This is a genomic window from Paraherbaspirillum soli (assembly GCF_042654985.1).
Classification (GTDB): Bacteria; Pseudomonadota; Gammaproteobacteria; order Burkholderiales; family Burkholderiaceae_D; genus Paraherbaspirillum; species Paraherbaspirillum soli.
In genome coordinates this window covers 118,684-131,544 of record NZ_JBHSMT010000026.1, presented here as the reverse complement: position 1 = coordinate 131,544, position 12,861 = coordinate 118,684, and the positions used below count along the sequence as shown (strand labels likewise).

At 52.1% G+C, this 12,861-nt stretch carries 15 protein-coding genes; 2 read left to right on the top strand and 13 right to left on the bottom strand.

The window, feature by feature from the left end; all coding sequences use genetic code 11:
* Positions 1-17 precede the first annotated feature (17 nt).
* The 13 genes from ACFPM8_RS14465 to ACFPM8_RS14405 all read right to left on the bottom strand — a co-directional run bounded on the left by ACFPM8_RS14465 (position 18) and on the right by ACFPM8_RS14405 (position 11,105).
* The gene (locus ACFPM8_RS14465; protein ID WP_378998678.1) at positions 18-1,502 is read right to left on the bottom strand and encodes a DegQ family serine endoprotease; all 1,485 of its coding nucleotides are present in this window, start codon (positions 1,500-1,502) and stop codon (positions 18-20) included.
* 12 nt (positions 1,503-1,514) lie between these two features.
* On the bottom strand, positions 1,515-2,480 hold the full coding sequence (locus ACFPM8_RS14460) for a MucB/RseB C-terminal domain-containing protein (protein WP_378998261.1): 966 nt from the start codon (positions 2,478-2,480) through the stop codon (positions 1,515-1,517).
* Positions 2,481-2,535: 55 nt separating this feature from the next.
* Positions 2,536-3,153, bottom strand: a complete 618-nt coding sequence (locus ACFPM8_RS14455; RefSeq protein ID WP_378998260.1) for a sigma-E factor negative regulatory protein — start codon at positions 3,151-3,153, stop codon at positions 2,536-2,538.
* A gap of 58 nt (positions 3,154-3,211) precedes the next feature.
* The gene (gene rpoE, locus ACFPM8_RS14450) at positions 3,212-3,814 is read right to left on the bottom strand and encodes an RNA polymerase sigma factor RpoE (protein WP_378998259.1); all 603 of its coding nucleotides are present in this window, start codon (positions 3,812-3,814) and stop codon (positions 3,212-3,214) included.
* An 81-nt stretch (positions 3,815-3,895) separates the two neighbouring features.
* On the bottom strand, positions 3,896-4,396 hold the full coding sequence (locus ACFPM8_RS14445) for a YgfX family protein (RefSeq protein WP_378998258.1): 501 nt from the start codon (positions 4,394-4,396) through the stop codon (positions 3,896-3,898).
* Positions 4,397-4,462: 66 nt separating this feature from the next.
* On the bottom strand, positions 4,463-5,704 hold the full coding sequence (gene fabF / locus ACFPM8_RS14440) for a beta-ketoacyl-ACP synthase II (protein ID WP_378998257.1): 1,242 nt from the start codon (positions 5,702-5,704) through the stop codon (positions 4,463-4,465).
* Positions 5,705-5,734: 30 nt separating this feature from the next.
* Positions 5,735-5,977, bottom strand: coding sequence for an acyl carrier protein (gene acpP, locus ACFPM8_RS14435; protein WP_011871492.1), 243 nt, complete (start codon positions 5,975-5,977; stop codon positions 5,735-5,737).
* Positions 5,978-6,182: 205 nt separating this feature from the next.
* Entirely contained in the window at positions 6,183-6,953 is a 771-nt protein-coding gene (gene fabG, locus ACFPM8_RS14430; protein ID WP_378998256.1) for a 3-oxoacyl-ACP reductase FabG, read from the bottom strand.
* A complete protein-coding gene (gene fabD, locus ACFPM8_RS14425; protein WP_378998255.1) occupies positions 6,950-7,882 on the bottom strand; it encodes an ACP S-malonyltransferase in 933 nt (310 codons plus the stop codon). The genes fabG and fabD overlap by 4 nt, the downstream gene beginning before the upstream one ends.
* An 86-nt stretch (positions 7,883-7,968) precedes the next feature.
* Positions 7,969-8,955 carry a beta-ketoacyl-ACP synthase III gene (locus ACFPM8_RS14420; RefSeq protein WP_378998254.1) on the bottom strand — a complete coding sequence of 329 codons (987 nt, stop codon included), beginning with the start codon at positions 8,953-8,955 and terminating at the stop codon, positions 7,969-7,971.
* Positions 8,952-10,067 (bottom strand): phosphate acyltransferase PlsX, encoded by a 1,116-nt coding sequence (gene plsX, locus ACFPM8_RS14415; protein ID WP_378998253.1) that lies wholly within the window; start codon positions 10,065-10,067, stop codon positions 8,952-8,954. Before plsX ends, ACFPM8_RS14420 begins: the two co-directional genes overlap by 4 nt.
* Before the next feature lie 150 nt (positions 10,068-10,217).
* Complete coding sequence (rpmF, locus tag ACFPM8_RS14410; RefSeq protein ID WP_083439269.1) at positions 10,218-10,400, bottom strand: 50S ribosomal protein L32; 183 nt, start codon at positions 10,398-10,400, stop codon at positions 10,218-10,220.
* Between the two features lie 210 nt (positions 10,401-10,610).
* A complete protein-coding gene (locus ACFPM8_RS14405) occupies positions 10,611-11,105 on the bottom strand; it encodes a YceD family protein (protein ID WP_378998676.1) in 495 nt (164 codons plus the stop codon).
* A gap of 105 nt (positions 11,106-11,210) precedes the next feature.
* On the opposite strand from ACFPM8_RS14405, the gene ACFPM8_RS14400 reads away from it, so the two are divergent.
* Both ACFPM8_RS14400 and ACFPM8_RS14395 read left to right on the top strand, forming a co-directional pair.
* Positions 11,211-11,852: a Maf-like protein gene (locus ACFPM8_RS14400; protein WP_378998675.1), complete on the top strand. Its 642-nt coding sequence runs from the start codon at positions 11,211-11,213 to the stop codon at positions 11,850-11,852.
* Positions 11,853-11,861: 9 nt separating this feature from the next.
* A complete protein-coding gene (locus ACFPM8_RS14395; RefSeq protein ID WP_378998252.1) occupies positions 11,862-12,611 on the top strand; it encodes an SAM-dependent methyltransferase in 750 nt (249 codons plus the stop codon).
* Positions 12,612-12,861 lie beyond the last annotated feature (250 nt).

Genomic DNA, 12,861 nt, shown 5'->3' with positions numbered 1-12,861 from the left:
CATTCAGATTTACTGCTTCAGCTATTTGGTCGCAGCGGCACGAATTGCGACGATTCGCCACGCCGTACCAACACCACAGCCATTTTCTTCAACTCCAGCTTCGCGACCAAGGCATTAAATTGTTTGGCATCCTTGACGTCAGTATTGTTCAAGCGTTGGATCACATCTCCAGCGCGCAAACCAACCCGCGCCGCACTGCCCTCCACCGACTCAACCAAGACACCGGCATCAACACCAAGCTCTTTCTTCTGCGCGTCGCTCAAGTCACTGACAACCAGACCCAATGCATTTGCGGCTTGCTCTTTCTTATGTTTTTTATCATCGTCCAGCGCGACCTTTTCCGCTACGAGTTCGGTAATAGTCACAGGAAAATCGCGGCTCGCACCCTTGCGCCAAACGCTGATCGTGCCATGCGCTCCAGGCTTGGTATTACCCACCAAGCGCGGAAGATCGCTAGCTTTTTCAATCGCGGCACCGTTAAATTTGAGGATGATGTCGCCGGCTTGCAACCCTGCCTTGGCAGCCGGGCCGTCGGACTCAACCCGTGCGACCAATGCACCTTCGGCTTTCGGCAAACCAAGCGATTCAGCCACATCCTTGGTGACTTCGCCGATTTGCACGCCGATCCGGCCACGAGTAACCTTGCCGGATGCCTTCAACTGTTCGGAAACCCGCATTGCCTCGTCAATCGGCACGGCAAATGAAATCCCCATAAAGCCGCCGGATTTGCTATAAATTTGCGAGTTAATACCAATCACTTCACCGCGCAAATTAATGAGCGGTCCGCCGGAATTACCTGGATTGACCGCCACATCGGTTTGAATCAACGGCAGATAGTCGCCAGTATCACGCGACTTCGCAGAAACAATCCCCTTCGTCACGGTATTTTCCAGGCCGAATGGCGAACCGATAGCCAATACCCACTCGCCAACCTTGATCTTGTCGGAGTCGCCGATCGTCAAGCGCGGCAGGTTATTGCCATCGATCTTCAACAGCGCCACATCGGTGCGGGCATCGGAGCCAATGACTTTGGCCTTGAATTCCCGCTTATCGGTCAGCGTCACATACACGTCACTGGCGCCATCGACCACGTGAGCATTGGTCATCACATAGCCATCAGCCGAGATGATGAAACCGGAACCGACACCGCGCGGCACTTCTTCCTGTGGCTGCTTGGGAGCTGGTCTGCGATTGCGCGGGCTTGGTGCTTGGCGCGGCGCGTTAGGGACCGGAACACCGAAGAAACGCCGGAAAAATTCCTGCATTTCTTCATCGCTTGGATCGCCGGAATCGGCTTGGGACGAGCGGTCCTTCACTTTTTCAGTGGTCCGAATATTGACAACTGCCGGGCCGTCTTTATTGATAATCTCAGTAAAGTCCGGCAACTCGGCCAGCGGTGCTGCCGCTGCCACCGGGCTCAGACCAGTTATCGCTGGAACAAAAAAAGAGGCGGCCGCACCGACCACCATAACAGACAGAACATGACGAACAGGGCTAATCATTTTCATAGAATATTATTTACTTTTAAGTTCAATAGAATTGGCCACTTGCCTAATCGCGGCGGATGGCACCTCGCCGACAATCGTCAGCCAGAAGTCGCCTTGCCGCTTACCCACAACATTTAATGCTCCCTGCTGCAGCGAGCCTTCAGTACGACTTTGAGTACCCGGTTCAATAAATATTGAAATCGCGGCGAGACCATCCGAAAATACGAGTTGCGAAACTTCGCGACGGATTACCTGGCCGCCAGCAGAATTCTGCGCCGGTGCATCGGTGACCATGCGCTTCAACTCGCGGACTTTTTTGAATCCGAGCGGCATGCCAGTGACGGTCCATTCGTTCAGGTTAGCAGGGTTCATGATGCTGCTTTCAGTATGCCAACCACTGGTATTGCCAAAACTCGACCTGACACGACTGTGATCGATATTACCGATGCCAATTTGGGTAAACGAAATTTGTTCGACGATTTCATTTTTCCCGTTAAGGGTTTGCGCCCGCAACAATAGGCCGGTATTTTTCTCGGCCCATAGCTTGTAACCGTAGCGCATATTGTCTTTTGGCTCGAGCAATACCGCCTGACAATCGTAGCCGGCAACACGCCCTGTCTCGGCCATTTTCACATTGTAGTAATCGGTTAAATCAGCAGGGAGTGCGGCCAAAATAGCCGGAAATGCGTCTTGCGTGACACGCGTTTCTACCAATTTGGTTTTGGTTTCGGGGATATAGCAGGTTACATCTTCGTTGCGCCGGATGTATTCTCGCGGCTGGCCATCCAACACTTCCAGCTTCTCGATTTCGTTTTTACCTTCCAACACATGTGTAATACGTGAAGTCCGTATTTGATTCGACTGCTGGTAAATAAACGTGCCGGAATAATTTAGCTTTTGCGCTGCCGATTGGATTTTTTTTAGCAGGGCCTGCGCCTCCTGCTTGTCAGCGACATTGTTAGCATCAACGCTTTCCGCTTGCGCGGAAAGCATGATGAATGTCGACAAAAGAAGAACAAATCGAAGCAAGACTTGAGTCTGCCGCATATTATTTATCAGCATCAGGAGCAAATGTGGCGGAGCGCGCGTATTGCGCAGTGCTGTACAAGGAAGGAGAGAAACGCTGATGCGCCAATAGGTATTCATCCATCCGCGGGTCACGCAACACTTCCCCGGAATGCGGGACATTTACGCTGGCAGCAGATGCCAATGCAAGTTGCGGCGATGTCACTCCAGCAGCAGGTGTTGAACTATTAACCATCGCGACGTGAGGCACCGTAATAAACACCACTGCCGCCGCGGCTGCCAAGGCAGCCATTCCTGGTAGCGCAAAGCGTTTGATCGCACGCTTATTGCCAATGCTACCGATGACGTTGCCACCATTGACTGCAACCTGCTCGGACAGCATCGGTGCAGCAACCAAGGGCGCAGCAACGATCGCCGGCTCGGCATCCAGTCGCGCCATCATTCGCGACATAAAATCTTGACTCATGGTTAGCGCCATATCGTCAGAACGCAAAATATCGCCTACCTTGTGATAAACATCCCATGTCTCGCGACCCTCTGTTTGACGCAATGCTGCCAACGCCGTATCCACATAGGCACTGGGCAACTCACCGTCAACCAAGGCAGAAATCTGCTCTTGGGTCATTTCTTTGGTATTCATAAGTCACCTAGTTAAAACCTGGCCAACCCCTTCGTTCCCGAAAAACCGCTATCTTGTTTTACCAACGTTTGTCGATTGCCGTACCCAACAACGGCCTCAACTTATCTGCGATAGCTTCCCGTGCTCTAAATATTCGACTACGTACTGTGCCAATCGGACATCCCATTGCCTCCGCAATTTCGTCATAGCTCAAGCCCTCGATCTCGCGCAGAGTAATTGCAGTACGCAATTCCGCCGGCAAAGCCTCCATCGCGACATTCACGGTTTGTGCAATCTGTTTGGTGGCCAGCAAAGACTCGGGAGTATTTATATCCCTTAGTTGCTCGCCATCGTCAAAAGTTTCTGCTTCTTCTGAATTTGCTTCGGTTGATGTCGGCGCTCTGCGCCCTTGCGTCACCAAATAATTTTTGGCGGTGTTAATACCGATCCGGTACAGCCAGGTATAAAACGCAGAATCGCCCCTAAACTGAGGCAGCGCCCGGTAAGCTTTGATAAAAGCTTCCTGCACAACATCCTCAGCCTCTGCCTGATCGCGAACCAGCCGCAACACAAGGCGCATAAGCTTTCGTTGGTATTTGATAACCAAGAGCTCGAACGCCTTCTTATCGCCACGCTGAACGCGTTCGACAAGCAGTTGATCAATTTCGCGTTCTGTCGTCAATCCCCATTCCCTTGTTTGTTTGCTGTGGCTGCACGAACCAGAATACAGTCGAATAGCAATGCCATAAGTTCAACGAAATCGCTACTCATCAGCAAGCCCATCCGGATCCGCCGCATGTGTGCGTAAAGCTATCCAGCGACATGCTACCGACAAAGCTCTAAAAATTTCGTCAGGAACACAATCAGGCAGTATAGCGATTGTTCTGACTTGGCCACCATCCAATCGGAAGCGCAGCAGCAGCAAATGCGCCCAGAGTGTAGACCCTCCAAGCAAATGCGCTACCAGCGGCATTTTTGGTAACGCTGTCACAGTCCTTTTAAGGGCAATATCGGCTATCCGAATTTGACCAGTGCCAGAGATATCTATTCTGACAGGCCGGCTGCTGCGGCAGTAATGAACTATGCCGAACAACGCCCCCAGCAGGCAAATCGCTGCAAGACCAAGGCGGCCAGCAAGCGTAAGGGGCCCAACAATTCCGACCCCGACCAATATGCCAATTGCCGCGACCATCAAACATTGCATTGCTATCATTGCCAGCAATATTTTGGAAGGCTTGATCGTGGCAGATATGGCAATTGACATGGCAGTCCTTAAACCACCTCTCGAACTGACATCCTTGGACGCCAGCTCGAGCATTGTCGCAGTTGGCTAAACTTTGCCAAAAATTAAGGTGCCGTTAGTGCCGCCAAAACCGAATGAATTTTTGACGGCAATATCGATTTTCATGTCCCGCGCTGTGTTAGCGCAGTAATCAAGATCGCATTCAGGATCTTGGTTGAAAATGTTAGTGGTTGGCGGGGAAACCTGATTATGCACGGCCAACACAGTAAACACCGACTCCAGCCCACCAGCACCGCCCAACAAATGACCGGTCATCGACTTGGTCGAATTCACAACCAACTTGTATGCGTGATCTCCGAAAGCTGCCTTGATTGCTTCAGTTTCGTTTTTATCACCAAGCGGCGTTGACGTACCGTGCGCATTCAGATATTGCACTTGATCACCATTGATGCCCGCATCACGCAACGCGCTAGCAACGCAACGGCGAGGACCATCCAGACTAGGCGCAGTAATGTGATAAGCATCGCCACTCATGCCAAAACCGAGTAGCTCCGCATAAATCTTGGCGCCACGCGCCTTGGCATGCTCATATTCTTCGAGCACCAGCACACCAGCACCTTCACCCAACACAAAACCATCGCGGTCCTTGTCCCATGGACGGGATGCGGTAGCCGGATCGTCATTCCGCGATGACAATGCACGTGCTGAAGCAAAACCGCCGACGCCGAGTGGGGACACGCTCGATTCAGCACCGCCTGCGATCATGACATCGGCATCGCCGTATTGAATCATGCGACCGGCAGCACCGATGCAATGCAAACCTGTGGTGCAAGCTGTCACGATCGCCAAATTCGGTCCTTTAAGACCATATTTGATCGACAGATTACCCGAGATCATATTGATAATCGAAGCTGGAATAAAAAACGGACTGATCCGACGCGGACCGCGATTGGTCAGTTCGGCGTGCGTTTCTTCAATCAGCGGCAAGCCGCCAATGCCAGAGCCAACGATGACGCCAATGCGCTCGGCATTGGCTTCGGTCACTTCGAGACCGCTGTCTTGCATCGCCTGCATTCCCGCCGCCATGCCATAGTGGATAAAAGTATCCATATGCCGGGCTTCTTTGGCAGGAATGTAATCTTCGATATTGAAGCCCTTCACTTCCCCCGCGAAATGCGTGGAAAAAGCAGAGGCGTCAAACTTGGTGATGGTTGCGATACCTGATTTACCTGAGGTAATTGCACTCCATGCGTCGGCAATGGTATTGCCGACCGGGGAAATGCAACCCAGGCCAGTTATCACAACGCGACGTTCACGTGTGCGGCTCAAGAGGTTCTCCTGGATACGTTCAAAGCTAGCTTACGCCGCTTTAACGTGGGCCTTCGCATAATCGATAGCTTGCTGCACTGTAGTGATCTTCTCAGCCTGCTCGTCCGGAATTTCCATTTCGAATTCGTCTTCCAGTGCCATCACCAACTCAACTGTGTCGAGCGAATCAGCGCCCAGATCGTCAACAAACGACGATTCGATCTTGATGTCAGCTTCTGCGACGCCCAGTTGCTCAGCGACGATTTTTTTAACGCGTTGTTCGATATCGGACATGTGATGCCTCCATTAGGTTACAGAAAGTGCGCGCATTTTAGCAGGTTTGCGCAGTGAAAATTTACTTTCAACATGAGTCTTTAATAATTAAAAAAACTCTGCCAAAAGTATCCAAATAAATGTTTCTTACGTTTAACTCATGAATTGGCTGTAAGCATCTTTGGCGCATAAAACAGCACCAACCGCCCGACAAATAGCCCCTTCATCAGCCCATGTACATGCCACCGTTCACATGCAATGTGGTGCCGGTAATATAGCCGGCTTGCGGCGATGCCAGAAAACCGACCGCAGCAGCGACATCCTCGGCCGCACCAAGTCGTCCCAGCGGAATCTGCTGCAGTAGCGCAGCGGTTTGTTGCTCACCCAGCGCTTTGGTCATATCGGTGTCAATAAAACCTGGGGCAACGCAATTGACGGTAATGTTGCGACTACCGATCTCACGCGCCAGAGCCCTGCTCATGCCGGAAACGCCAGCCTTGGCGGCGGCATAATTCATTTGCCCTGGATTACCGGCGGAACCGACCACCGACGTGATGTTAATGATACGACCATGCTTGGCTTTTATCATCCCACGCAGAACTGCACGCGACAGACGCGCGACGGCTGTCAAATTGGTCGCGATGACCGCGTCCCACTCTTCATCCTTCATCCGCATCGCCAGCTGATCCTGCGTAATTCCGGCGTTATTGACCAAAATCGACAAACCGCCAAATTCCTTTTGCGCCAGATCGACCGCTGCGGCACAGCCAGCGGCATCGTTCACATTCAATACAATACCTTTGCCACCATCAGGCTGAGCAGCGTTCAAATATTCGGTGATAGCTGCGGCGCCCGCCTCGGATGTAGCCGTGCCGACAACCTTGGCCCCCCGTGCAAGCAGCTCCAGCGCAATCGCTCGACCGATACCACGCGAAGCGCCTGTGACCAGCGCCACCTGCCCTTGTAAATCTTGTGAGTTCGAATTTTGCAAAATCACTTCAATGCCTCCAGCACTTTTTCCAGCGACGCTTGATCGACAATTGCATCGCCAATCAGATCCCCATTAATCCGCTTAGTCAAGCCAGCAAGAACTTTACCCGGACCGCATTCGATCACGTGGCTGACACCTTCCGCTGCAATTTTCTGAATCGTCTCAACCCAGCGCACCGGACTGGCGGCTTGCCGCACCAACGCATCTTTAATGCCGGCCGGATCATCAACAATCGCTACATCAACATTGTTGATAAGTGCAATTTGCGGCGCTGCGAACGTCAATCCTTGCATATATTCACGCAAGCGATCTGACGCCGGCTTCAGCAACGAAGAATGAAATGGGGCCGATACCGGCAATGACAAGGCGCGTTTTGCACCTTTTTCTTTAGCAGCTTCACAGGCGCGTTCGACTGCCGCCTTATGGCCGGCGATCACAACCTGTGCCGGCGCATTAAAGTTTACCGCTTCAACGATTTCACCTTGCGCCGCTGCCATACACGCTGCACGCACATCGTCGTCTGATAAACCCAGAATTGCTGCCATACCGCCTTGACCGACCGGCACCGCTTGTTGCATGGCTTGCGCACGGAAGCGTACCAGCGGCACCGCATCCGCGAAGGCAATCACACCAGCCGCCACCAATGCTGAATACTCACCCAGGCTATGACCTGCCACCAACGCGGGCACTGTGCCGCCGGCTGCCAGCCAAGCCCGATAGAAAGCCACTGCTGCAGTCAGCATTACCGGCTGCGTATTAGTGGTCAGATCCAGCTCTTCCTTAGGCCCTTCAGCGATCAGTTTGCCGAGGTCGAACTGTAGCGCCTCAGATGCCTCAGCGACAGTCTCTTTCACCACCGGATTATCGGCAAACCCGTTCAGCATGCCAATGGCTTGCGAACCCTGACCCGGAAAAACAAATGCGAATTTGCTCATGCGTGTTTAATCGCTTATCAAATGAATTTTTTAAAATAAATAGCTTGGATTCTTAGCTGATCGACGCTCCGGGATCAGCATCCTGATTACATGCGCGCCAGAATTGCGCCCCAGGTAAAACCACCGCCAACACCTTCCATCATGATGTTCTGACCTGGCTTGACTCGACCATCACGCACGGCCTTATCCAGCGCTAGCGGGATAGAAGCGGCCGATGTGTTGCCATGCTGATCCACTGTGACAACCATCCGATCCGGCTCCAGACCGAGCTTGCGGGCGGTACTCTGCATGATGCGGATATTGGCCTGATGAGGAATCAACCAGTCGATTTCCGAAGCCTTCATGCCGGCCATTTCCAGCGCCTCGTTGGCGACCTTTTCCAATACCGACACCGCCAGCTTGAATACAGCCTGACCGTCCATGTAAAGGAAAGCACTGCCCTCTACGATGCCGCTATTGACTTTGCCAGGGACGCAAAGGAGGTCTTTGTGACGTCCATCGGCATGCAATTTGGTCGCTAAAATGCCTGGCGTCTCGGATGCGCTCATCACCACTGCGCCGGCGCCGTCGCCAAACAACACACAGGTGGTGCGATCTTCAAAATTGAGAATGCGCGAAAAAACTTCGGTGCCGATCACAAGTACATTCTTGTGCGCGCCGGATTTGATAAAACTGTCGGCAATCGACACTGCATATACAAATCCGCTGCACACCGCCTGAACGTCAAATGCCGCACCGCCGGTAATGATGCCGAGCTTTTGCTGCACCACGCAGGCGGTACTGGGAAAACCACCGAAATGATCCGGGGTCGAAGTGGCGACAATGACTAAATCAATGTCATTGGCCGCAATCCCTGCCATCTCCAGCGCTTGTTTTGCCGCCTCGACTGCGAGATCGCTGGATTGCACGTCCGGCTCGGCAAAATGGCGCGCCGCGATGCCGCTCCGGGAAAAAATCCACTCATCGGAAGTCTCAATCCCTTTCGCTGCCAGTTGCGCAGTCAGATCCTGGTTGCTTACTCGTTTTGGCGGCAAATAGCTGCCGGTACCGACAATTTTGCTATAAGTAGTCATGCTGTTTTCTGTTGGGTTGATTCATTAACAATGATTTTGCCTTCGACTCCACCCGCCGCCACCTCAGCGTGCTTGGCCGAGACTTCGGCCTGCGGCATCAAATCGGCAATCGTCGTGGCAATACGGGACAACACATCATATTTTGCGGCATCAAATGCACGTCGAATGGCCCATTCATAACCATAGGCATCGGCGCCGCCATGGCTCTTGAAAACCAGCCCCCGCAAGCCGAGCAAACTAGCGCCATTGTAACGGGATGGATTCAAACGCCGAGAGATCGCTTTAATCGCGCCACGTGCGATTAAAGCGCCCAGCATGTTCAAAATGCCGCTTTTGAACTCGGTGGTCAGCACTTTTTTCACAAACCGCCCCAAGCCTTCGGAAGCTTTAAGCGTGACATTACCGACGAAACCATCGCACACAACAATGTCGGTGGTACCTTCGAAAATATCGTTACCTTCGACATTGCCGTAAAAATTCAAAATGCCCTTTTCGTGATCAGCACGCAATAGCTCCGCCGTATGCTTGACCACCTCGTTGCCTTTTATATCCTCTTCGCCGACGTTCAACAAACCAACCGTCGGCCTCGACTTTCCTTCCATTGCCGATACCAGCGCCGACCCCATCAGCGCAAATTGATGCAGATGCTCAGGCTCGCAATCGACGTTCGCACCCAGATCGAGCATATAAGTCGGGCCGTCTTTTTGATTCGGGAGGATAGTACAGATCGCCGGGCGATCAACGCCAGGGATGGTCTTGAGCAGGTAGCGCGAAACTGCCATCAATGCGCCAGTATTGCCAGCCGACACACAAGCATGCGCTTGCCCATCTTTGACCAAATTGATGGCCAGACGCATTGAAGAGTCTTTCTTTCGACGCAATGCGGTTTCAATGGAATCATCCATTGTCACCACTTCAGACGCATGCAGCACCGAAAGACGAGGATGCGTAATAACCTTATGCTTCTTCAGTTCGGCTCGAATTTTCTCTTCGAGACCAACCAATACCAACTCGACCTCTGGTTCACGATTGGCAAATGAAATGGCAGCAGGTACGGTAACCGATGGGCCATGATCACCGCCCATGCAGTCGATAGAAATTTTGATTGTCATTGTTTTGATTCAGTGCCTACTCCAGCCATCATTATGAGGCAGATTGAGCGCGATTCAAAATGACGCGACGTATTTTTTCAGCATATGAAAACGGCGCGACTGAGAATCTCATCGCGCCGTCTTTAATCCGCATCGTCAAGAACAAGAAGATTACTCGTCGTTCTTAGTCTTCAAGACTTTGCGACCACGGTAAAAGCCGTTTGGGCTAATGTGGTGACGCAGATGTGTTTCGCCAGTAGTTGGCTCAACCGCCAGCGGAGGCGCAACCAGAAAATCGTGAGCACGGTGCATGCCGCGCTTGGATGGGGTCTTTTTATTTTGTTGAACTGCCATGATAGCTCCTGAATCTTAAGATCTTAAATTTTAACATATCCGGTCCTTACAACACTTAAAGACCAGAATTTCCTACCGCGTTTGAGTGTGCGGATCCACTACTTATTGCCACACTTTATGTCACACGTTTATGCCAAACTACTTTCGATCACACTCAATCGCCGTGACATTTAGCGCGACAAACTTACCGCAATTCATCAAAACCTACTGTTACTTCAAATTCTTCAACATCGCGAACGGCGACACTTCCTTGACATTTTTTAGGGCGTCGAGCGCCGACTGATCCGGACAGACGGGATGCTTGGGCGACAATGGCAAAGCCAGCAATGCCTCATCTTCAACCAACTCCGCAATATTCAGGGCTTTAGAGCCGACGATGACATCAATCTCATCGTTATCAAGAAGCGCATCGATTTCATCGGCGCTTTCTTCATTTTTTGCCAGTACCAGCACAGACTCCGAACTGATCTCGAAAGCAAACGACGTCAAGCAACGTTGACACATGAGCTGCATTGAACCAGCAACCGACAGCGTCAACTGGGAATGCCCTAAATGATCTGCGCCGCCAACCAGGGTCCAACGCAATGTGCCGGAGCGGTCCGCGGACTCATCCGCCAGACGACCCAAGTCAGCCGTTGCTATTTCACCCTCGCGACGCTCTTTGTTGCGCGCAAACTCAAACGCGTCGATGACAAAAGCACTCATAGTCAAGCCGAACCCGGAAAACCTGCGATAATAACAGCCTTTTCCTTTACCCGTCAAAGCGTTAGCACTCTTTTGTTGAGCAATCATTCAAATAATCATCAAACTATGCCCTCTTTGCAACAACCTGCTTCACCCATATTGCTTCAGCCCCAACCTCGCCTCATCCTCGGCTCCAGCTCCAAATATCGCAAGGAGTTACTTTCTCGCCTGCAGATCCCGTTCGATATTATGGTGCCCGACATCGACGAGGCGCCGCATCCTGGCGAGAGTCCGGAAGCCACCGCATTGCGCCTGGCGCTGGAAAAAGCACGTGCGGTAGCGCTCACTGCGCCGAATGCACTTGTAATAGGCTCGGATCAGGTTGCTACATTGGACGGCGAGCAAATCGGCAAACCGGGCAATCATCAGAATGCATTGAAGCAATTACAGAAAATGCGTGGCCGATGCGTGATTTTCCATACTGCGTTATGCCTGTGGGATGGCAGAAAAAATCAACCGGAGGAAGCCGCTCAAGTCGAAAACATCCAAACTTTCGTCACTTTCCGCGACTTGCCTGATGCCGAACTGGATGCCTACTTGCGCATCGAGCAACCTTACGACTGCGCCGGCAGCGCAAAAAACGAGGGCTTGGGCATCGCCATTCTGGAAAGAGTCGAAAGCACCGACCCAACCGCATTGACCGGCTTGCCACTAATTGCGCTGACCAGCATGCTGCGCCGCGCGGCACTACCGTTTTTCACAAAATAAAGACCAAACATGCCAGGTATCCTGTATTTGATTCCCAACACGCTCGGCCAGGAGGCAGGGCAAAGCAACCCGCTGGCAGCTATCATTCCATCAGAAGTCCAAGCAATCACTGCTCGGCTCGACTACTTCGTCGCAGAAAATGCAAAAACTACGCGAGCATTTCTAAAGCTGATCAATGCTGAACAGCCATTGGCAAAGCCATTGCAGGAAATTAGCATCGCGGAGTTGAATGTCAACACCGCTGCCACCGCACTACCCGCATTGCTGGCCCCGATATTAGCGGGCAAGGATGCCGGCCTGGTATCAGAAGCCGGCGTGCCAGCAGTAGCCGATCCAGGCGCCAATTTAGTGCGACTGGCGCACGAGCATGGCATTCAGGTGAGACCTCTGGTTGGCCCATCGTCGCTACTTTTGGCAGTAATGAGTAGCGGTCTTAACGGCCAGAGTTTTGCCTTCAATGGCTATCTTCCCACCGATACGGAACAGCGCAGCAAACGTATCAAAGGATTGGAACTGCGTTCGAGGCAGGAACAACAAACTCAGCTGTTCATCGAAACCCCATATCGCAACAGCGCGCTGTTAGAAGCATTGACCACAGCCTGCCAGCCGACCACATTGATTTGCGTAGCGACCGACCTAACACTGCCTTCCGAGTCGATCAAGACACAGACCGCAGCCCGATGGAAAGCTGCTTTGTCCGCAGGTAACAGTCCTGATTTTCACAAGAAGCCAACAGTGTTTTTATTGCTCGGGCAATAACCCCGAAATCAGGCAATTTGCGCCATACAACGCAAAACGGCGGCGGTATTGCGCCGTCGCCGTATTTGCCTGTCTCGAAAGACATTATTTTGAGAAGTCGAAAACTTCTCGGTTCCGCATCCGCGATGCGGGAGATTGCCCGGCAGATGAACAACTCTTCCAACGCTAAAATTTTGCCGCACTGGAATCAACTTCACTACCGAAACAATAGGAACTGAATGGCCAACGATTGTGCTCTTTCGATAACCGC